Genomic DNA, 20,857 nt, shown 5'->3' with positions numbered 1-20,857 from the left:
GCACCTGCGCCACCAGCGTAGCGCCGACCCGTTATCCTCTGGGCGGACCATCACCGCAGATACGGCAGTCGTATCGATCTACAAGTGAGGACACGGCGTGGAGTTCGAGGTCACCATCGAGATCCCCAAGGGGCAGCGCAACAAGTACGAGGTCGATCACGAAACCGGCCGCGTGAAGCTGGACCGCTACCTCTACACCTCGTTCGGCTACCCCGCCGACTACGGCTACATCGAGAACACCCTCGGCGAGGACGGGGACCCGCTGGACTGCATGGTGCTGCTGCCCGAGTCCGTGTTCCCCGGCGTCATCGTCGAGGCCCGTCCGGTGGGCATGTTCAAGATGGTCGACGAGGCCGGCGGCGACGACAAGGTCCTCGCCGTGCCCGCGGGCGATCCGCGCTGGGACCACGTCAAGGACATCAGCGACGTCTCGCAGTTCGAACTGGACGCGATCAAGCACTTCTTCGTCCACTACAAGGACCTGGAGCCGGGCAAGCACGTCGAGGCCGCGGACTGGGTCGGCCGCGCCGAGGCCGAGGCCGAGGTCTCCGCGTCGATCGAGCGCCTGAAGGCGAACGGCGGGCACTGACCCCACGCGCCGTTCGGGCTCCGCGGCCGCCGGCTGCGGAGCCCGAACGCGTTCTCAGCCGCTGCGCTCGATCGCGTCCCGGATGTCGGCGAGCCGATCGAGCAGGCGCGGCCGGAGCCGGGCGTCCACCCGCGCCGACCACGGCCGCAGCAGGCGCCGCGACCGCAGGACGACGTGCTGTCGCAGGAGACATCCCTGCGGGGTGGACTCGATCCGGTAGTCGACGTGGCCGGTGAACCAGGCGCTGCGGAAGTCCATCGCGAGCAGGTCCGGGTCCTCGATCGCGGTCACGACGCTGTCGACGGGCATCCACCAGCCGGGCGCGAGCCGCACCCGCTCGTGCCACCGGGTGCCCTCGGTGGTCGGACCGGACGGGGACTTGCCCGTCCGGACGCCGCTGCGCGCCGGTGCGCCCACGTGGTCCTGCACGTCGGCGAGCAGCGCGAACACCATCCCGGCGGGTCGGCGCACCGGAATCCGAAGCCGGAAATCCATTGGGGTTCCTGGACTTTCGTCGACCGGCGGCGGACCGCCCCGTCGGCGCCGCGCGTGTTGCTCCGCTCGGTCCCGGATCCCCAGCAGCATTCGCCGGGACATCACGAAGTCGCCCACGTCCATGAGGACGGCCCAACCGACCGCGAACGGCGACGGGGGGACCCGGAATCGCACGCGATGCACCAGCCGGCTGCGTCCGGGCCCGTCCGGACGCAACGTCAGCGCGACGGTGACCGAACCCCCGTCGTGCGAGTGGGCATACACGAGGGAACGTCCGGGATCGATCGACTCCACCCGGAAGGCGGCCGGGGAACCCGCGACCAGCCGGACCCGGTCACCGACCTCGAGCCGCTGCAGTTCGGGCCGGATCTCGCGGGCGCTCGGCTTCCCGCCGTTGTCGACGAGGTCGTAGCTGTACCAACCGGCACGGTCCCCGGCGCCCATCTGGACCAGCCACGGCCACACGTCCTCCGCCTCGGCCACGATCGACACCGCTCGGGTCGCCGACCAGTGAGGCCGGGGCACGATCTCGTCCCCCGACATCCGTCCGGCCACCTCGGTCCTCGTCGCACCCCAGTGCAACTGCCAGGGCCGGTAGACCGTCAGATACACCAGCGGGACGGCCGGCAGCAGCCGGCCGCCCCACGTCAGGACCGGGCGCACCCGTCCATCCTCTACCGGCCCCGGAACTCCGGGGGCCGCTTCTCGAAGACCGCCGCGATGGCCTCGGTCAGATCCTCCGACGGCAGGAACGCGGAGTTCCAGGCCGCGACGTAGCGCAGGCTGTCGTCGACGCGCGGCGAGCGGCTGTGGTCGAGAACGGCCTTGATGCCGTGCACGACCAGCGGCGGATTCGCCGCGATCTCGGCGGCGGTGGCCTGTGCGGCGGTCAGGACGGCATCCGCGTCCTCGAAGACGTCGTTGACCAGACCGATCTTCTCCGCGCGTGCCGCGTCGATGTCCTTGCCGGTGAGGGCCAGCTCGCGCAGGTGCCCGTCGCCGATGATCAGCGGCAGGCGCGCGAAGCTGCCCACGTCGGCGACCATCCCGACCTTGACCTCGCGGACGCTGAACTTCGCGTCGGCGCTGGCGTAGCGGATGTCGGCGGCGGAGATCAGATCGACGCCGCCGCCGATGCACCAGCCCTGCACGGCCGCGACGACGGGCTTGCGGCAGTCCGCGACCGCGGTGATCGCCGCCTGCATCCGCTTGACCATCTCGTGGAACTCGGTGCGCGGGGCGGCCAGCGCCTTGTCCGCGAGGACCTTGCCCAGGTCGCCGCTCATGGCGGGCAGGTCGAGACCGAAGGAGAAGTGCTTGCCGGCGCCGGCGAGCACGACGGCACGCACGTCCGGATCCGCGTCGAGCTCGCCGAACAACAGCGGCAGCTCGGTCCAGAAGTCGGGGCCCATGGCGTTGCCTTTGCCCGGACCGACGAGGGTGACGAGCGCGACGTGGTCCGCGACGTCGACCGTGAACGCTTTCCAGCGAGATTCCTGAGTCATTACTCGAGAGTAATATGCGGGCGCCGATCCGCTGGCACGGACCACTCGTTACAGCCTGGAAAATTCCGCGCTCCGCCTCTGGTGGCCGACACGCCGCGGACGGATCCTGAGGGCACGAACGGTCCGGCTCGTAGAGGAGGGACTGTCATGTTGATGCACCAGGGCATCGGTCTGGGCGCCTTCAACGCCCTGTCCCGGCGGGGCGCCACCCACGCGCTGTACGAGTGCTGCGCGTCGCTCACCTGGGCCCAGGAGGTAGCGGCGGGACGTCCCTATGCGAGCTATCCGGAACTGTTCGCCCGCGCCGACGCCGCCCTGTTCTCCGCGAGCGACGCGGAGATCGCGGCGGCCCTCGACTGTCACCCGGTGGTGGGCCGTCGGCGCGGCAGCACCGCCTCGCGGCTCGAACAGTGCTCGCTGTGGGACGAGGACGAGGCCTTGACGACCGCGATCACCGCTGCCGCCGCCACGTACGAGGAGCGCTTCGGCTACCGCTACCTGTGGTGCCCGCAGGGCCGCGGACTGCGGGATCTGCTGACCGACCTCCGCCACCGGCTCGCACACGACCCCGAGGCGGAACGCAAGGTGTGCACGGAGGAACTCGCCAAGATCACCCGCACCCGGCTCGAGCGCATGCTCGGACCCGAGGACGGCTTTCCGCTGTACTGACCCCGGCCGCGGCCGGACCTGCCGATCGGAGCCACGGACGGCGGCAGCCTCCTAGGCTGGAACCATGTCCGGGACACTGCATCCGAATGCCGCTCGAGTGGCCGACACGCTCATCGCGCGCGGGCACCACGGGTTGATCACGACCCAACCGGAGTCGGTGCACACCGCCGAGCAGGCGGCGGCCGCGCTCGGGGTCGACGTGGGCGCGATCGTCAAGTCGCTGGTGTTCCTGCTCGACGAGGAACCGGTACTGCTGCTGGTCTCGGGTGCCCATCGGGTGAATCCGGAACGAACCGGCAAGCGTCTCGGCGGCGTGCTCGTCGCGGCGCCCCCGGACGTCGTCACCGAGGTCACGGGTCAGCCCGTCGGCGGGGTGGCGCCGCTCGGGCATCCGACGAACCTGACCACGTACGTCGACACCGCCCTGGCCGCCTTCCCCCAGCTCTGGGCCTCCGGCGGACATCCACGCACGCTGTTCCGCACGACGTTCCGCGAACTGATGCGCATCACGGCAGCCGTCGACGTCGAGGTCGACTAGCCCTGCCGGTCCGGACGACGGGCCCGGCCGGTGCGACGGCCCGCCGGGGAACCGGTCAGCTGCACTGCGCCGCGCCGGCGGTGGACTCCGCCAGGCCCGGACGGGTCTCGGGCGACGGCCCCCACAGTCCGTCGGTCTTCGCGTAGGTCCAGCCGGGACCGGCATCGACGAGCGTGCGCAGCGCGTCGAGCAGACGATCCACGTCGGCGGAGGAACTGCCGAGACCGAGAGAGGCACGAACCGCGCCGCCGGGCAGCCCGACCCGGGCGAGCAGCGGGTGCGCGCAGAACCGGCCGTCGCGCACCCCGATTCCGTGCTCGGCGGACAGATACGACGCCACCTCGCCGGGCTCGAAGCCGGCGACCGTGAAGGTGACGATGCCCACGGAGTCCGGGGAGTCGCTCCACAGCCGCAGGATCTCGACACCGTCGACACCGCGCAACCCGTCGAGCAGGCGCCGGCACAACGCCTCCTCGTGCGCGGTGACGGCATCGGCGTCGAAACCGGCGAGCGCGTCGCACGCCGCGGCGAGGGCCGCGACGCCGAGCACGTTGGGCGTGCCCGCCTCGTGTCGCGCCGGGGCGCAAGCCCATTCGGTGTGGCCGAGACTCACGTCGCGGACCGCACCACCCCCTGCGAGGTGCGGTTCCGCGACGTCGAGCCAGTCCCGGCGCCCCACCAGAGCACCGGCACCGAACGGAGCGTAGAGCTTGTGCCCCGAGAACGCGAGGTAGTCGACGCCGAGCGCGGCGAGGTCGATCCGCCGGTGCGGAACCAATTGTGCTCCGTCGACGAGGATCCGGGCACCGCAGGCATGCGCGACGTCGGCGAGTTCGGCGATCGGGAGGACCTCGCCGGTGACGTTGGAGGCGCCGGTGACGGCGAGCAGCGCGGCGGGCCGGCTGCACAGTTCCGCGACGAGCCGGCGGACCGTCTCGGCGACGGTGTCCGCAGCCTCGACAACGCGAGCGTTCTTCCAGGGCAACAGGTTTGCGTGGTGCTCGACGTCGAGCACCACCACGTCGCCGGGCACGGCTCCGGCCAGGAGATTGAGCGAGTCGGTGGTGTTGCGGGTGAACACGACCACCTGATCGTCTGCGGCACAGACGAATCGAGCCACCGACTCCCGGGCCTGCTCGTAGCTGGTGGTGGAGATCCTCGAGGCGTAACCGGCACCGCGATGCACGCTGGCGTAGTACGGCAGGAGTTCGGCGATCCGCTCGGTCACCGCTTCGAGGGCCGGCGCGCTCGCCGCGTAGTCGAAGTTGGCGTAGGTGCAGGTACCGCCCTGCACTAGGGGCACCTGGAGATCACATCCGGTGACCCGGGCGAACGGGGCGATACAGGTGTCGGCGGTCAGTACAGCGGCAGTCATGACGTTCCCTCGTCGTTCAGGGATTCGCCGGTGGTCGCCTCGTCGCCCGAGTACGATCACGGTCCGAATCCGCGCTTGCCGTGTCCGGTGTGGAAACACGGCCAGGTCGTCACCCGGAGCACCCCACCGCGGAGGAGGGTTGCCGACCAGCTAGCCGGGGCTTGTCGCTGGTTCTCGTGACCTGCGGAAGAGGATGGCAAAAGCGCGCGCGGATGTCAAACCGGGACCGCACCGTCGGTCGTCCGGAACGCGAATCCCCAGGGAGAGGCGGTTTCTCACGCCGAGCCGGACATCGGGCCGGGATTCCGGCGTTGCGGGACGCGGAAGAATCCACCGCGCGAGTGGGCACCGACACACCCGATGTTCACCCTCCGTCCACCTGACCGTGAGATAACCGGACGAACGCACCACCAGGCCGAGAGAAGGACATGCGATTGCCTGCCCAGCCCACGACGGATTCGGATCGGTCGTATCGCATCCCCGAGGAGTTCCTCCGCTCCTCCCATGCCCCGGCCCCGCGCACTCTCGTCGACATCCTGCGTGCCACCGCCGACACCCACCCTGACGCTCCGGCCGTCGACGACGGATCCGTCACCCTCAGCTACGCCGAACTCGTCGAGGAGGTCGTCGCCTGCTCCTACCGGCTCGCCGACGCGGGAGTCGGTGGCGGGGACCGCGTCGGCGTGCGCATGCCGTCCGGCTCCGCGGACCTGTACGTGACGATCCTGGGCATTCTCGCGGCCGGCGCGGCCTACGTGCCGGTGGACGCGGACGACCCCGACGAACGCGCCGAGCTCGTGTTCGGGGAAGCGCAGGTCACCGCCGTCGTCACCGCCGACGGCATCGGTCCGGGCACCGCGCCGCCGTCGCCGAAGCCGCAGCTGCGCGGTCCGCGCCTCGACGACGCCGCCTGGATCATCTTCACCTCCGGCTCCACCGGCACCCCCAAGGGTGTCGCCGTCAGCCATCTCAGCGCCGCCGCCTTCGTCGACGCCGAGGCCCGGCTGTTCCTGCGCGAGAACCCGATCGGCCCCGGCGACCGCGTGCTGGCCGGTCTGTCGGTCGCATTCGACGCGTCCTGCGAGGAGATGTGGCTCGCCTGGCGGCACGGCGCGTGCCTCGTCCCCGCGCCCCGCTCCCTCGTGCGGTCCGGGATGGACCTCGGACCGTGGCTGGTCTCCCGCGACATCAGCGTCGTCTCCACCGTTCCGACCCTCGCGGCGATGTGGCCGGCCGAGGCGCTCGAAGCGGTGCGGCTGTTGATCTTCGGCGGGGAGGCCTGCCCACCGGATCTCGCCGAGCGGCTGGCTGTGCCCGGACGCGAGGTGTGGAACACGTACGGACCCACCGAGGCCACCGTGGTCGCGTGTGCGGCGACGATGGACGGCACCGGCCCGGTCCGCATCGGCCTGCCGCTCGACGGCTGGGATCTCGCCGTGGTGGACGGCGAGGGCCGCCCCGTCCCGGAGGGCGGCACCGGCGAACTCGTCATCGGCGGTGTCGGCCTGGCCCGCTATCTGGACCCGGCCAAGGACGCCGAGAAGTACGCCCCCATGCCCACCCTCGGCTGGGACCGCGCCTACCGCAGCGGCGACCTGGTCACCCTCGACCGCGCGGGGCTGCTGTTCCAGGGACGCGCCGACGATCAGGTCAAGATCGGCGGCCGCCGCATCGAACTCGGCGAAGTCGACAACGCTCTGCAGAACCTGCCCGGCGTCGCCGGCGGCGCGGCCGCCGTGCGCAAGACGGCGGCCGGGCACTCGATCCTCGTCGGCTACATCGCCAGCACCGATCCCGAGTTCGACCTCGCCTCCGCGCGCGACCTCCTCGGCGAGCAGCTGCCCGCAGCCCTGGTCCCGAGACTGGCGCTGGTCGACGAACTGCCCACCCGAACCTCCGGCAAGGTGGACCGCAACGCGCTTCCGTGGCCGCTGCCCGGCGCCGAGGCCGCCGCCGCCGAGGCTCTCGGCCTCGACCCGACCGCCGAATGGGTCGCCGGGCTGTGGGTGTCGATTCTCGGCACCCCGATCGAGAGCGTCGACGACGACTTCTTCGAACTCGGCGGCGGCTCCCTCGCCGCGGCCCAGCTGGTGACGGCCCTGCGCGAACGCTATCCCGCGATGACCGTCGCCGAACTGTACGACCATCCGCGACTCGGTTCGCTCGCCGAGTACCTCGACGACCTTGCGCCGTCCGCGGTGATCGCCCCGCGGCAGGTGGCCCCCGTTCCGCGCCGCGCGCAGCTGCTGCAACTGGCCGTCACGGTGCCACTCACCACTCTCACGGGGCTGCAGTGGGTGACCTGGCTCGCGATCGCGAACAACGTCTTCTCGCTGTTCGTCGACGTGCCGTGGCTCGCTCCGGTGTCGTGGTGGTGGGTGACGGTCGGCATCCTGCTGTTCCTGACCCCGCTCGGCCGCATGTCCGTCGCCGTCGCCGGGACGCGGCTGCTGCTGCGCAACCTGCAAGCCGGCACCTATCGGAGAGGCGGCAGCGAACACCTCCGGCTGTGGACGGCGCTGCGGCTGTCGGAGGCCAGCGGTGCGGTGAACCTGTCCGGGGCGCCGTGGATGCTGTACTACGCCCGCGCCCTGGGCGCGAAGGTCGGAAAGGGCGTCGACCTGCACAGTCTGCCGCCGGTCACCGGCATGCTCGAGCTCGGTGACGGCTGTTCCATCGAACCCGAGGTCGACCTGTCCGGACACTGGGTCGACGGCGACGAGGTCCACATCGGCAGCATCCGGGTCGGAGCCGGCGCGACCGTCGGCGCCCGCTCGACTCTGGCCCCGGGCGCCCGAATCGGTAAGAACGCCGAGGTCGCGGCCGGCTCTGCCGTGTTCGGCCGCGTCAAGGCCGGCCAGCACTGGGCCGGCTCCCCCGCCCGGAAGGTCGGCAAGGCCCTGCATCCGTGGCCGGCCGAACCGCCGCGGCGTGCCTCGTGGTGGGTGCCGATCTTCGGCCTCACCTCGATGGTGCTGGCCTCGCTGCCGATCGTCTCGATCGGCGCCGGGCTCACACTCGTCGGATGGTGGATCCGCGACGCCGCCGACCTGACCGACGCGTTGCTCCGCAGCGCGGCGATCCTGCCGGTGGCGGCACTGTGGACCCTGTTCGTGTTCGCCGCGCTCACGGTGCTGTCGGTGCGTGCCCTGGCCGTCGGTATGACGGAGGGACATCATCCCGTCCGCAGCCGCGTCGGCTGGCAGGTATGGGCGACCGAGCGACTGATGGACAGCTCTCGCACGTTCCTGTTCCCGCTCTACGCCTCGATGCTCACGCCGGGCTGGCTGCGACTGCTCGGCGCCGACATCGGCAAGGACGTCGAGGCCTCCACGGTGCTGATGGTGCCCAAGTTCACCCGGGTCGCCGACGGCGCCTTCCTTGCGGACGACACCATGGTCGCCAGCTACGAGCTCGGTGGCGGCTGGCTGTACATCTCCCGGGCCAAGGTGGGCAAGCGCGCATTCCTGGGCAATTCCGGTATGGCCGCCCCCGGGCGACGAGTCCCCAAGTACGGACTCGTCGCGGTGCTCTCGGCCGCGCCGTCGAAGGCCAAGTCGGGTTCCTCGTGGCTCGGCAGCCCACCGGTGCGGCTGCGTCGCGCCGCGAACGAAAGCGATTCGAGCCGCACGTTCGCGCCCCCGCGGCGGCTGCGCGTGGCCCGTGGCTTCGTCGAGACCTTCCGCCTGCTGCCGATGATCGTCACGTTCGGTATCGGCCTCGGCGTGCTGTTCGCCCTGCAGTCGCTGGCGACCTCGGTGGGGTACGCGCCGGCCGCAGCACTGAGCGGACTGGTGCTCATCCTCGCCGGCGCCGTGGCCGGCGTCGTGTCCGTCGCCGCCAAATGGGTGGCCGTCGGACGCATCGGCCGGGAGGAGCACCCGCTGTGGAGCTGGTTCGTGTGGCGCAACGAGGTGGCCGACACCTTCGTCGAAACGGTCGCGGCACCGTGGTTCGCCCGGCCCGCCACCGGGACGGCCGTGATGAACCTGTGGCTGCGTGGCCTGGGCGCGAAGATCGGCCGCGGGGTGTGGTGCGAGAGCTACTGGCTGCCCGAGGCCGACCTGGTGACTCTCGGTGACGGCGCGACGGTGGAACGCGGGTGTGTCGTGCAAACGCACCTGTTCCATGATCGGATCATGTCCATGGACACCGTCACGCTCGGCGCCGGCGCCACCCTCGGCCCCCAGTGCGTCGCACTGCCCGCCGCCGGAATCGGGGCCGGCGCCACCGTCGGCCCGGCCTCGCTGGTGATGCGCGGCGACGTCGTTCCGGATTCGACCAGATGGCAGGGCAATCCGATCGCGCCGTGGTCGCACCCGAGCGATTGGTCCCCGCTGTGAAGCCGGGGAACGACCCGAAGAAGACCCGCGAGAACGGCAGGACCTCGAAACCGGACGCGCCGATCGATCCGTACCTGCCCCGCAGCGGCAACCGTGGGTACCGCGTGTCGAGGTACGAACTCGATCTGAACTACCGGGTCGTGGCCAACCGGCTCACCGGCACGGCCACCGTCGTCGCCACCACCACCGACGAGCGTGGCAAGTTCGCGCTCGACCTCGCGCCGACGATGCGGGTGACGAAGCTGTCGGTCAACGGGTCCCGGCCCGCCAAGTACGCCCAGCGTGACGGCAAACTCGTCGTCACCCCCGCCCGGAAGATCCCCGTGGGCGGCGTGCTGACGATCGTCGTCCACTATCACGGCACACCGAAACCGATCCGCAGTCCCTGGGGCGAAGTCGGCTGGGAGGAACTCGAGGAGGGGGCGCTGGTCGCGAGCCAGCCCAACGGCGCCTCGTCGTGGTTCCCCTGCGACGACCATCCCGGCGCGAAGGCGAGCTACCGGATCACGGTCACTGCCGACTCCCCCTTCCAGGTGATCGCGAACGGCACCCTGGTACGCAAGACGACGAGGGCCAGCCAGACCACCTGGGTGTACGAGCAGCCCGAACCGATGGCGACCTACCTGGCCACGGTGCAGATCGGGAACTACGAGACCCGCAGGTTGTCCGAGACACCGGTGCCGCTCGTCGCGGTGCATCCGCCGCGCCTGCGGGCGAACTTCGACCGGGACTTCGGCCGGCAACCACAGATGATGGAGATCTTCTGCCGGCTCTTCGGGCCGTACCCGTTCCCGCACTACAGCGTCGTCGTCACCGAGGACGAACTCGAGATCCCGATCGAGGCGCAGACCCTGTCGATCTTCGGCGCGAACCACTGCGACGGCACCCGGAGCGAAGAGCGGCTCGTCGCACACGAACTCGCGCACCAGTGGTTCGGCAACAGCCTCACCCTGTCACGGTGGCGCGACATCTGGCTGAACGAGGGCTTCGCCTGCTACGCGGAGTGGCTGTGGTCGGAGAACTCCGACGGGCCGTCGGCGCAGACGATCGCCGAGGACGCGCACCGCGGGCTCGGTCGCAAACCTCAGGACCTACTCCTCGGTGACCCCGGGCCGGACCTGATGTTCGACGACCGCGTCTACAAGCGGGGTGCCCTGACGCTGCACGCACTGCGCCTGCGCCTCGGCGACGAGAAGTTCTTCGCGCTGATTCGGCAGTGGACCGCGGAATACCGGCACGCGACCGTCACCACAGATCAGTTCACCGACTTGGCGGCCCGATTCGCGGACGCGCCGCTGCGTCCACTGTGGGACGCGTGGCTCGCCGAGAAGGCACTGCCGCCGATGCCCGAGGCGTGAGAGGTCAGGCCGGTACTCGTTCCGGCAGGTGTGCCTGCCATTTCACCAGGACGAGCACCAGGCACGCGGCCGCCGCGACCGCGCCCACGACGAACATGGCCGGGTAGGTCAGGACCGGGTATGTCTGGGACAGGTACACCATGACGGCCGGCACCGCGAACCCCAGATAGCTCAGCGAATAGAACACCGCGGTGAGCCCGGCGAGGTCGTCGGGGCGGGCGATACGCTGCACTTCCTGCAGGCCCGACACCAGCGCCATGCCGTAGCCGCAGCCCAGGACGACCGCCGCCAGCAGAGCGAGCGGCACGGTCAGGGCGGCGGCCGCGACCGCCGCCGTGACCATCCCCACCACGAGCAACGTCAGTGCCACCGCCACCGCACGGGCATTGCGGGGGGTGTCGATCCGGCGGCCCAGCGACTGGATCGCGAAACCGGCACCGAGGGCGACGACGCACAGCAGCGCCGAGAACGCGATCGGGGCGTCGCCGCTGTGGCCGGTCATCAGCGCCGGGAGGATCGCGTACGCCGAACTGGCGGCGCCGAACACCCAGGGAGCAACGGGGGCGATCACGAACAGGAAGCGGGCGTGCCCGGCCGCCGGGATCTTCAGGTCTTCGCGCAGCGCGGTCCGCTCCGCTTCCGGCTGCGCCGGCCGGGTCTCCGGCGTCCGCAGCAGTGCCACACCTGCGCCGATACTCAGCCCGATATGCACGAGGTAGGACAGGGCACTGGGCATCGGCGCCCACTGCGCGAGGGCACCCGCGATGCCGGCCCCGACGCCGAAGCCGGCGGTCAGGCTCATCGCGGCCCGTCGTGCCCCGGCGCCGGGCGTCGCGCGCGGATCGCAGCGCGGGTCGGACAGTTCCTTCAGCCAGCTGCCACCGACCGCCATGCCGAGTCCGAGCGCGATCCCGCAGAGGATACGACCGAGGATGAGCAGCGCCGCGGAGTCCGATCCGAGGGCGAGCACCGCGGAACCGACGAGGGCGACGAACGGTGCGGGCACCATGACAGGCCGACGACCGAGCCGGTCGGAGAGCGGACCGCCGACGAGCAGGGCCGGCACGATGCCCAGGACATACGCGAAGAGGAACAGGTCGACGACGACCGGCGCGAAACCGTGTTCGAGCCGGTACATCACCAGCAGCGGGGTGAACTCGTTGCCGCCCCAGGCGACAGCGAACATCGCGGCGGCCACGAGCAGCCACGTCCTGCGAGGAACGGCATCCGTACCGGTGGGCAGACGGCCCGGTTCGGTGGCAGTTGCGGTCACAATCGTCCCCCTCCGAGTCCGTGCACCTCACGCATGTGCACGTCGAGCGCCGCGTCGAATGCGTCGGCGTCCCCGGCGGCGACGAGATCCACCAGATGCGTGTGGTCGGCGATGATCTTCTGCAGCTGCGCCGGATCCCGGGCGACCGAACGGGCCGTCATCCGTCGCTGGCGCTCCCGCAGGCCGGCATAGAAGGTGTCGAGAAGCGGATTGCCGCCCGCGGCCACGATGCTGCGGTGGAAGTCGGCGTCGGCACCGCTGAAGGCACCGACGTCACCACGCTCGGCAAGCTCGCGCTGCGTGTCCAGACTTGCGCGCAGGGTGCGTTCGAGTCGCTCTCGCGCCGGCGGAACAGAGGCGACGGCGCGTACCGCGTGGGTCTCGAGCAGCCGTCGCGCATCGACGACGTGCTCGGCCTCCCCGTCCGCCACAGGAACGACCAATGCGCCGCGCTTGGGGTACAGACGCATCCAGCCCTCGGCCTCGAGACGAAGGAAGGCCTCGCGCACCGGGGTACGGCTGCACGACATCCGGGCCGCGATCTCTCCTTCGCTGATCAGATCGCCGCCGGGTAACTCGCCCGACAGGATCAATTCCTTGACCTCGCGATAGACCGACTCGGCCGCTGAATACGACATAGACACAAGATGTATTTATACCGGATGCCGTCGGAGTGGCGCCACGCGGCCCTGTCCCGTGCGAAAGGCCGCCCAGGTGAACGACTGCCTGCGGCGCTGGGAGCAGCCATACTCGAAGACGCCGGGAAGAGGAGAGGCGGGAGGAGGATGACGAGGCAGGGACAGGCCCGGAGTGACCGTCTGCACGCGGCTGCGATGGGCAGTGTCGCCACCGGCGTCGCGGCGTACTGGCTCGACTACTTCACCGCCGGACACGTCCGGTCGTCCGACGACCCCGCCTACATCGCGTTCGAGAACGCCTTCCCGGCCGCCGACGGGCTGATGGCCGCGAGTTTCGCAGTGAGCGCCTGGCACCTGACGAGGGGGCGGGCAGTCGCCGTCCCGCTGGGGATCGCGGCCGGCGGCGCGATGACATTCCTCGGTGCGATGGACACGCTGTGGAATCTCGAGCACGGCAACTACCGGCGAATGACTACCGAAATGGCCGTCGAGACGGGCATCAACGTCGTCTCGCTCGTGTTCGGACCGTGGACTGTCGCCCGGCTGTGGCGGCGGCGCGAGGCGCTCGCCGGCTGAGCGGACGGTCGCACGGTGACCGCGGGCTCCGTCGGGACCATCGGCCGGACCCGGAAATGCCGGAAGCCCCCCGACGAGGTCGGGGGGCTTCCGGTAACGGGTGTTCGGCGGTGTCCTACTCCTGAGTTGCACCAGGTTGGCCGATTCTCGGGACGGATCCGGCGTTTGTGCTGGTGACAGCGGTGCGGGTTCGGGAAATGGCACACTAACGGCTCGGTAGACTCCCGCTCTGTGGCTGCCTACATCCGCAAAGTCCGCACCGCGTCGGGCGCGACCGCGGTGCAGATCGCAGCTAAGCAAGGCCGCCGAGACAAGGTGCTCGAGCACCTCGGCTCGGCGCATACCGACAGTGAACTCGCCGCTCTGCTCGAGACCGCCCGCGAGAAACTTCTTGCCGGCCAGCAGCAACTCGATCTCGACCTGGGGGCGGGTACCGGCGGGGCATCGGTGATCACCGGCAAGCGCTCCCGCTGGCTGATCGAGGTCATCGACACCGCGTGGCAGCACCTCGGGTTCGATGTGATCGACAACGAGGCGTTCTTCCAGCTGGTGGCAGCCCGCATCGTCGAAGCGACCTCGGTCAGCGACACGGGTCGCGTGCTCGGCGAGATCGGCATCGTCCCCGCACACCGCAACACGTTCGTGCGGACCCTGCAGCGCTGCACCGAGCATGGCTACCGTGACCGGATCGCGCAGCGCTGCTTCGAACACGCCGCCGCCGCGGGCGACCTGAACCTATTGCTCTACGACGTTACGACCTTGTACTTCGAGGCAGAGAAGGAAGACGAACTGCGCAAGGTCGGGTACTCGAAGGAACGTCGGGTGGACCCGCAGATCGTCGTCGGGCTGCTGGTCGACCGCACCGGATTCCCTTTGGAAATCGGTTGTTTCGAAGGAAACCACGCCGAGACCCGCACGATCGTGCCGATCGTGCGCCAGTTCCAGGCTCGTCACAATATCGAGGGCGTGGAGATGATCATCGCTGCCGACGCCGGCATGCTGTCCGCCTCGAATCTGAAAGACCTCGATGCTGCCGGACTGAAGTTCATCGTCGGTTCCCGGGTGATGAAAGCACCCTCGGATCTGGCCAGTCATTTCCACTGGAACGGCGACGTGTTCACCGACGGCCAGGTCATCGACACGGTCACCCCGCGACACGCAAAGAGCGTGGTCAACGATGTCAACCGTCGTGCCGAGCCGGTGTGGGACCCCGCCGACACGTCAGCGTGGCGAGCGATCTGGGCGTACTCGGCCAAACGCGCCGTGCGGGACAACCAGACGTTGAACGCTCAGGAAGCTCGGGCGAAGGCCGTCATCGACGGCACCCGAGCTGCACGATCGCCGCGGTTCGTCAAGACCACCGCGAAGGGCAAGACCCTCGATACGGCGGGCATCGCCCGGGCCCGTTCCCTTGTCGGGCTCAAAGGCTACGCCACGAACCTTCCTGCGCACGTGATGAACCCGCATGAGGTGATGGCGAAGTATCACGACCTGTGGCAGGTCGAGCAGTCGTTTCGGATGTCGAAGACCGACCTGCGGGCCCGGCCGATCTTCAGTCACACCCGGGATGCGATCGAGGCGCACCTGACCATCGTGTTCGCTGCGTTGGCGATCTCACGCTATCTGCAGGACGAGACCGGGATGTCCATCCGGAAGATCGTGCGGACCCTGCGTCCACTGCAGGAAATCACAATCTCGATCGCCGGCCACGAGCACACCGCCCTCGATCCACTCACCGCCGACGCCGCGAGCATCCTCGATTCCCTCGAAATCTCGAATCGTCGATCAGGGTTGGCACACTAAACTGGTGCAACTCAGGTCGGGACCATCGGCCGGACCCGGAAATGCCGGAAGCCCCCCGACGAGGTCGGGGGGCTTCCGGTAACGGGTGTTCGGCGGTGTCCTACTCTCCCACACCCTGTCGGGTGCAGTACCATCGGCGCAGACAGGCTTAGCTTCCGGGTTCGGAATGGGACCGGGCGTTTCCCTGTCGCTATGGCCGCCGTAACTCTGCGAAACGTCACGCATCAGAGTTCTCGAATACCCTTGTCGGGCTTCGGTATCTGATGTGTGTGCTGTTTCAGATACCGCACAGTGGACGCGTAGCTTCTTCGTGGTAAGTCCTCGGCCTATTAGTACCGGTCACCTGCATGCGTTGCCGCACTTCCAGTTCCGGCCTATCAACCCGGTGGTCTGCCGGGGGCCTTACCCCCTCGAGGGGGTGAGAAACCTCATCTTGGAACAGGCTTCCCGCTTAGATGCTTTCAGCGGTTATCCCTTCCGAACGTAGCCAACCAGCCGTGCCCCTGGCGGGACAACTGGCACACCAGAGGTTCGTCCGTCCCGGTCCTCTCGTACTAGGGACAGCCTTCCTCAAGTTTCTAACGCGCGCGGCGGATAGAGACCGAACTGTCTCACGACGTTCTAAACCCAGCTCGCGTGCCGCTTTAATGGGCGAACAGCCCAACCCTTGGGACCTACTCCAGCCCCAGGATGCGACGAGCCGACATCGAGGTGCCAAACCATCCCGTCGATATGGACTCTTGGGGAAGATCAGCCTGTTATCCCCGGGGTACCTTTTATCCGTTGAGCGACACCGCTTCCACATGCCGGTGCCGGATCACTAGTCCCGACTTTCGTCCCTGCTCGACCTGTCGGTCTCACAGTCAAGCTCCCTTGTGCACTTGCACTCGACACCTGATTGCCAACCAGGCTGAGGGAACCTTTGGGCGCCTCCGTTACATTTTGGGAGGCAACCGCCCCAGTTAAACTACCCACCAGGCACTGTCCCTGAACCCGATCAGGGTCCGAGGTTAGAGGTCCAATACGATCAGAGTGGTATTTCAACAACGACTCCACGGTAACTGGCGTCACCGCTTCACAGTCTCCCACCTATCCTACACAAACCGAACCGAACACCAATACCAAGCTGTAGTGAAGGTCCCGGGGTCTTTTCGTCCTGCCGCGCGTAACGAGCATCTTTACTCGTAATGCAATTTCGCCGAGTCTGTGGTTGAGACAGCAGAGAAGTCGTTACGCCATTCGTGCAGGTCGGAACTTACCCGACAAGGAATTTCGCTACCTTAGGATGGTTATAGTTACCACCGCCGTTTACTGGGGCTTAAATTCTCAGCTTCGCGGATCGCTCCGCTGACCGGTCCTCTTAACCTTCCAGCACCGGGCAGGCGTCAGTCCGTATACCTCGTCTTACGACTTCGCACGGACCTGTGTTTTTAGTAAACAGTCGCTTCTCTCTGGTCTCTGCGACCACCCCCAGCTCCGACCGCGAAGGTCTTCACCAGGGCTGGTCCCCCTTCTCCCGAAGTTACGGGGGCATTTTGCCGAGTTCCTTAACCACAGTTCTCTCGATCGCCTCGGTATTCTCTACCTGACCACCTGTGTCGGTTTGGGGTACGGGCCGTGTGAAAGCTCGCTAGAGGCTTTTCTCGGCAGCATAGGATCATGGAATTCGCCTCATTCGGCTACGCATCACCTCTCAGGCTCGTGCGACACGGATTTGCCTATGTCACGCCCTACAGGCTTACACCGGTACAACCACTGACCGGCCCCACTACCTTCCTGCGTCACCCCATCGCTTGGCTACTACCACCGAAGGTCCCGTGCATCCACACGACCGATTCCCGAAGGAACCGGCCGGCTTCAGGACGGTTAGCATCACTGATTCACCAGGGGCGCGTTCACACGGGTACGGGAATATCAACCCGTTGTCCATCGACTACGCCTGTCGGCCTCGCCTTAGGTCCCGACTCACCCTGGGCGGATTAACCTGGCCCAGGAACCCTTGGTCATTCGGCGGACGAGTTTCTCACTCGTCTTTCGCTACTCATGCCTGCATTCTCACTCGCGCCGCCTCCACACCTGGATCACTCCGGCGCTTCCCCGGCGGCACGACGCTCCCCTACCCACCCACACCACTGCACCCGTCTCCGCAGAAACGAGTGGGTGTTGTGTGAGTGCCGCGGCTTCGGCGGTGTACTTGAGCCCCGCTACATTGTCGGCGCAGAACCACTTGACCAGTGAGCTATTACGCACTCTTTCAAGGGTGGCTGCTTCTAAGCCAACCTCCTGGTTGTCTCAGCGATCCCACATCCTTTTCCACTTAGTACACGCTTAGGGGCCTTAGCCGGCGATCTGGGCTGTTTCCCTCTCGACTACGAAGCTTATCCCCCGCAGTCTCACTGCCGCGCTCTCACTCACCGGCATTCGGAGTTTGGCTGATTTCGGTAAGCTTGTGGGCCCCCTAGACCATCCAGTAGCTCTACCTCCGGTGAGAAACACGCGACGCTGCACCTAAATGCATTTCGGGGAGAACCAGCTATCACGGAGTTTGATTGGCCTTTCACCCCTACCCACAGCTCATCCCCTCAGTTTTCAACCTAAGTGGGTTCGGGCCTCCACGACGTCTTACCGTCGCTTCACCCTGGCCATGGGTAGATCACTCCGCTTCGGGTCTAGAACATGCCACTGATACGCCCTGTTCGGACTCGCTTTCGCTACGACTACCCCACACGGGTTAACCTCGCGACATGCCACTAACTCGCAGGCTCATTCTTCAAAAGGCACGCCGTCACCCCCAGCAGACCAAACTGCTCGAAGGCTCCGACGGATTGTAAGCGCACGGTTTCAGGTACTATTTCACTCCCCTCCCGGGGTACTTTTCACCTTTCCCTCACGGTACTAGTCCGCTATCGGTCACCAGGGAGTATTCAGGCTTATCGGGTGGTCCCGACAGATTCACAGCAGATTTCACGGGCCCGCTGCTACTCGGGTATCCGAATCGACAGTCACCGTGTTTTCGTCTACGGGATTCTCACCCTCTACGACGGGCCGTTCCAGACCACTTCGACTAACACAGGCGATTTCTCACTGTCGGCCGGTGCGGCAGCACCGACACATCGAACCCCACAACCCCGAACACACAACCCCTGCCGGGTATCGCATGTGCCCGGTTTAGCCTCTTCCGCTTTCGCTCGCCACTACTCACGGAATCACATGTTGTTTTCTCTTCCTGTGGGTACTGAGATGTTTCACTTCCCCACGTTCCCTCCACACGCCCTATATATTCAGGCGCGGGTAACACGACATCACTCGTGCTGGGTTTCCCCATTCGGAAATCCTCGGATCACAGCTCGGTTGACAGCTCCCCGAGGCATATCGCAGCCTCCCACGTCCTTCATCGGCTCCTGGTGCCAAGGCATCCACCGTACGCTCATAAACACTTACAACAAAGATGCTCGCGTCCACTGTGCAGTTCTCAAACAACACACAACAACCGATACTGGGGAAAGAAGAACCCTTCCCGTTCCCGGTCATCGTCGCTGACAAAACACTCGCGTGTTCTCTCAGGACCCAACAGTGCACCGATATAACTCTCTTCCCGCCGGCACTCGGACCGGCGGTGACGAAGAAAATACCTGTCAGCGTTCCACCCATGAGCTCCTGCCGTTCCACGTGTGGGAACGAAACAGTCTCTGCCCGAGAGGCATTCACCTGTGTGAACCCTCGCCGGGAGAAGTGCTCCTTAGAAAGGAGGTGATCCAGCCGCACCTTCCGGTACGGCTACCTTGTTACGACTTCGTCCCAATCGCCGATCCCACCTTCGACGGCTCCCTCCCACGAGGGGTTAGGCCACCGGCTTCGGGTGTTACCGACTTTCATGACGTGACGGGCGGTGTGTACAAGGCCCGGGAACGTATTCACCGCAGCGTTGCTGATCTGCGATTACTAGCGACTCCGACTTCACGGGGTCGAGTTGCAGACCCCGATCCGAACTGAGACCGGCTTTAAGGGATTCGCTCCACCTCGCGGTATCGCAGCCCTCTGTACCGGCCATTGTAGCATGTGTGAAGCCCTGGACATAAGGGGCATGATGACTTGACGTCGTCCCCACCTTCCTCCGAGTTGACCCCGGCAGTCTCCTGCGAGTCCCCACCATTACGTGCTGGCAACACAGGACAAGGGTTGCGCTCGTTGCGGGACTTAACCCAACATCTCACGACACGAGCTGACGACAGCCATGCACCACCTGTACACCGACCACAAGGGAAACCCCATCTCTGGGGCGGTCCGGTGTATGTCAAACCCAGGTAAGGTTCTTCGCGTTGCATCGAATTAATCCACATGCTCCGCCGCTTGTGCGGGCCCCCGTCAATTCCTTTGAGTTTTAGCCTTGCGGCCGTACTCCCCAGGCGGGGCGCTTAATGCGTTAGCTACGGCACGGATCCCGTGGAAGGAAACCCACACCTAGCGCCCACCGTTTACGGCGTGGACTACCAGGGTATCTAATCCTGTTCGCTACCCACGCTTTCGCTCCTCAGCGTCAGTTACTGCCCAGAGACCCGCCTTCGCCACCGGTGTTCCTCCTGATATCTGCGCATTTCACCGCTACACCAGGAATTCCAGTCTCCCCTGCAGTACTCAAGTCTGCCCGTATCGCCTGCAAGCCCGCAGTTGAGCTGCGGGTTTTCACAGACGACGCGACAAACCGCCTACGAGCTCTTTACGCCCAGTAATTCCGGACAACGCTCGCACCCTACGTATTACCGCGGCTGCTGGCACGTAGTTGGCCGGTGCTTCTTCTGTACCTACCGTCACTTGCGCTTCGTCGGTACTGAAAGAGGTTTACAACCCGAAGGCCGTCATCCCTCACGCGGCGTCGCTGCATCAGGCTTGCGCCCATTGTGCAATATTCCCCACTGCTGCCTCCCGTAGGAGTCTGGGCCGTGTCTCAGTCCCAGTGTGGCCGGTCGCCCTCTCAGGCCGGCTACCCGTCGTCGCCTTGGTGGGCCGTTACCCCACCAACAAGCTGATAGGCCGCGGGCCCATCCTGCACCGGAAAACCTTTCCACCCCGGAACATGCATCCCGAGGTCCTATCCGGTATTAGACCCAGTTTCCCAGGCTTATCCCGAAGTGCAGGGCAGATCACCCACGTGTTACTCACCCGTTCGCCACTAATCCACCCAGCAAGCTGGGCTTCATCGTTCGACTTGCATGTGTTAAGCACGCCGCCAGCGTTCGTCCTGAGCCAGGATCAAACTCTCCGTTGAAGACTCTCAATCAAACCCCGAAGGGCCGATCAGCCATAAGCGTAGAGCCGAATCACTAGCAAAAAACTCAAACTAGCAAAAACACTGACCACCACAGACGGAAGAATGCGGCAGCCAGCAACAACCACCCCACAAAAGTGAAGTGGCCGCACCAAAATAATTTGGCACTGACATTCATCGGCACACTGTTGAGTTCTCAAAGAACACGCACACACCATCAACCCGCGAACCAACGTCCGCGGCGCTCCGGGGCAACCGTTCCAGCCTACCCACACCACCCGCCGGGAACAAACCCGACGCACTCGGTGGGATCGGCAACGGCCCAGAACCCTACCAGAAGATTCCGAACCGAACAATCAGGCGCCTGCGTCCAACCTCGTTGTCCCGAGCCCCTGCGGGCCGGGTCGGTGTCCGTGTCGCTCTGACCTG

Annotated in this window: 12 protein-coding genes, 3 rRNA genes and 1 riboswitch; of the genes, 7 read left to right on the top strand and 8 right to left on the bottom strand. The window is 66.7% G+C overall.

Features of this window, described 5'->3' with window-relative positions; translation table 11 throughout:
• The first annotated feature begins 97 nt into the window (after window positions 1-97).
• Window positions 98-589, top strand: a complete 492-nt coding sequence (locus QNA09_RS00910) for an inorganic diphosphatase (RefSeq protein ID WP_003938269.1) — start codon at window positions 98-100, stop codon at window positions 587-589.
• A gap of 54 nt (window positions 590-643) precedes the next feature.
• Here the strand turns inward: QNA09_RS00910 and QNA09_RS00905 are convergent, their stop codons facing one another.
• Together QNA09_RS00905 and QNA09_RS00900 are read right to left on the bottom strand one after the other, a co-directional pair.
• Window positions 644-1,747 (bottom strand): SRPBCC family protein, encoded by a 1,104-nt coding sequence (locus QNA09_RS00905; protein WP_119699361.1) that lies wholly within the window; start codon window positions 1,745-1,747, stop codon window positions 644-646.
• A gap of 11 nt (window positions 1,748-1,758) precedes the next feature.
• Window positions 1,759-2,589, bottom strand: coding sequence for a crotonase/enoyl-CoA hydratase family protein (locus QNA09_RS00900; RefSeq protein ID WP_119699360.1), 831 nt, complete (start codon window positions 2,587-2,589; stop codon window positions 1,759-1,761).
• 147 nt (window positions 2,590-2,736) lie between these two features.
• Here QNA09_RS00900 and QNA09_RS00895 point away from each other — a divergent pair, with 147 nt between their 5' ends.
• Both QNA09_RS00895 and QNA09_RS00890 read left to right on the top strand, forming a co-directional pair.
• Window positions 2,737-3,258, top strand: coding sequence for a 2-oxo-4-hydroxy-4-carboxy-5-ureidoimidazoline decarboxylase (locus tag QNA09_RS00895; RefSeq protein WP_048773424.1), 522 nt, complete (start codon window positions 2,737-2,739; stop codon window positions 3,256-3,258).
• 64 nt (window positions 3,259-3,322) lie between these two features.
• Window positions 3,323-3,796: a YbaK/EbsC family protein gene (locus QNA09_RS00890; protein WP_064066504.1), complete on the top strand. Its 474-nt coding sequence runs from the start codon at window positions 3,323-3,325 to the stop codon at window positions 3,794-3,796.
• A 55-nt stretch (window positions 3,797-3,851) separates the two neighbouring features.
• On the opposite strand, the gene QNA09_RS00885 is transcribed toward QNA09_RS00890, so the two are convergent.
• Window positions 3,852-5,171 (bottom strand): aminotransferase class V-fold PLP-dependent enzyme, encoded by a 1,320-nt coding sequence (locus tag QNA09_RS00885; protein ID WP_017681665.1) that lies wholly within the window; start codon window positions 5,169-5,171, stop codon window positions 3,852-3,854.
• A gap of 66 nt (window positions 5,172-5,237) precedes the next feature.
• A riboswitch (SAM riboswitch) is annotated at window positions 5,238-5,353 on the bottom strand.
• 246 nt (window positions 5,354-5,599) lie between these two features.
• Here QNA09_RS00885 and QNA09_RS00880 point away from each other — a divergent pair.
• Window positions 5,600-9,514 carry a Pls/PosA family non-ribosomal peptide synthetase gene (locus tag QNA09_RS00880; RefSeq protein WP_172603617.1) on the top strand — a complete coding sequence of 1,305 codons (3,915 nt, stop codon included), beginning with the start codon at window positions 5,600-5,602 and terminating at the stop codon, window positions 9,512-9,514.
• Window positions 9,457-10,872, top strand: coding sequence for a M1 family metallopeptidase (locus QNA09_RS00875; protein ID WP_010594629.1), 1,416 nt, complete (start codon window positions 9,457-9,459; stop codon window positions 10,870-10,872). The genes QNA09_RS00880 and QNA09_RS00875 overlap by 58 nt, the downstream gene beginning before the upstream one ends.
• Before the next feature lie 4 nt (window positions 10,873-10,876).
• Here the strand turns inward: QNA09_RS00875 and QNA09_RS00870 are convergent, their stop codons facing one another.
• Together QNA09_RS00870 and QNA09_RS00865 are read right to left on the bottom strand one after the other, a co-directional pair.
• Complete coding sequence (locus QNA09_RS00870) at window positions 10,877-12,058, bottom strand: MFS transporter (RefSeq protein ID WP_237658208.1); 1,182 nt, start codon at window positions 12,056-12,058, stop codon at window positions 10,877-10,879.
• Between the two features lie 83 nt (window positions 12,059-12,141).
• A complete protein-coding gene (locus QNA09_RS00865) occupies window positions 12,142-12,783 on the bottom strand; it encodes a GntR family transcriptional regulator (RefSeq protein WP_119699359.1) in 642 nt (213 codons plus the stop codon).
• A gap of 147 nt (window positions 12,784-12,930) precedes the next feature.
• Between QNA09_RS00865 and QNA09_RS00860 the strand changes: the two genes are divergently transcribed.
• Both QNA09_RS00860 and QNA09_RS00855 read left to right on the top strand, forming a co-directional pair.
• A complete protein-coding gene (locus tag QNA09_RS00860; protein ID WP_225223343.1) occupies window positions 12,931-13,359 on the top strand; it encodes a hypothetical protein in 429 nt (142 codons plus the stop codon).
• A 231-nt stretch (window positions 13,360-13,590) separates the two neighbouring features.
• On the top strand, window positions 13,591-15,162 hold the full coding sequence (locus tag QNA09_RS00855; protein ID WP_119699449.1) for an IS1634 family transposase: 1,572 nt from the start codon (window positions 13,591-13,593) through the stop codon (window positions 15,160-15,162).
• Between the two features lie 87 nt (window positions 15,163-15,249).
• Here QNA09_RS00855 and rrf read toward each other — a convergent pair.
• The 3 genes from rrf to QNA09_RS00840 form a co-directional block, all read right to left on the bottom strand.
• Window positions 15,250-15,366: ribosomal RNA gene (gene rrf, locus QNA09_RS00850) — 5S ribosomal RNA — on the bottom strand.
• A 105-nt stretch (window positions 15,367-15,471) separates the two neighbouring features.
• A 23S ribosomal RNA gene (locus QNA09_RS00845) occupies window positions 15,472-18,605 on the bottom strand.
• Window positions 18,606-18,905: 300 nt separating this feature from the next.
• A 16S ribosomal RNA gene (locus QNA09_RS00840) occupies window positions 18,906-20,428 on the bottom strand.
• The 16S, 23S and 5S rRNA genes sit together here, the layout of an rRNA operon.
• Between the last annotated feature and the right edge of the window lie 429 nt (window positions 20,429-20,857).

The sequence above is a fragment of the Rhodococcus sp. AH-ZY2 genome (assembly GCF_030916465.1).
GTDB classification, from domain to species: Bacteria; Actinomycetota; Actinomycetes; order Mycobacteriales; family Mycobacteriaceae; genus Rhodococcus; species Rhodococcus ruber.
This window is presented reverse-complemented; position numbering and strand designations above follow the sequence as displayed.

Coding starts and splice junctions, on each gene's coding strand:
- QNA09_RS00900 (WP_119699360.1), bottom strand. CDS start 2,589: ATGACTCAGGAATCTCGCTGGAAAGCGTTCACGGTCGACGTCGCGGAC.
- QNA09_RS00895 (WP_048773424.1), top strand. CDS start 2,737: ATGTTGATGCACCAGGGCATCGGTCTGGGCGCCTTCAACGCCCTGTCC.
- QNA09_RS00890 (WP_064066504.1), top strand. CDS start 3,323: ATGTCCGGGACACTGCATCCGAATGCCGCTCGAGTGGCCGACACGCTC.
- QNA09_RS00885 (WP_017681665.1), bottom strand. CDS start 5,171: ATGACTGCCGCTGTACTGACCGCCGACACCTGTATCGCCCCGTTCGCC.
- QNA09_RS00880 (WP_172603617.1), top strand. CDS start 5,600: ATGCGATTGCCTGCCCAGCCCACGACGGATTCGGATCGGTCGTATCGC.
- QNA09_RS00875 (WP_010594629.1), top strand. CDS start 9,457: ATGGCAGGGCAATCCGATCGCGCCGTGGTCGCACCCGAGCGATTGGTC.
- QNA09_RS00870 (WP_237658208.1), bottom strand. CDS start 12,058: ATGTTCGCTGTCGCCTGGGGCGGCAACGAGTTCACCCCGCTGCTGGTG.
- QNA09_RS00865 (WP_119699359.1), bottom strand. CDS start 12,783: ATGTCGTATTCAGCGGCCGAGTCGGTCTATCGCGAGGTCAAGGAATTG.
- QNA09_RS00860 (WP_225223343.1), top strand. CDS start 12,931: ATGACGAGGCAGGGACAGGCCCGGAGTGACCGTCTGCACGCGGCTGCG.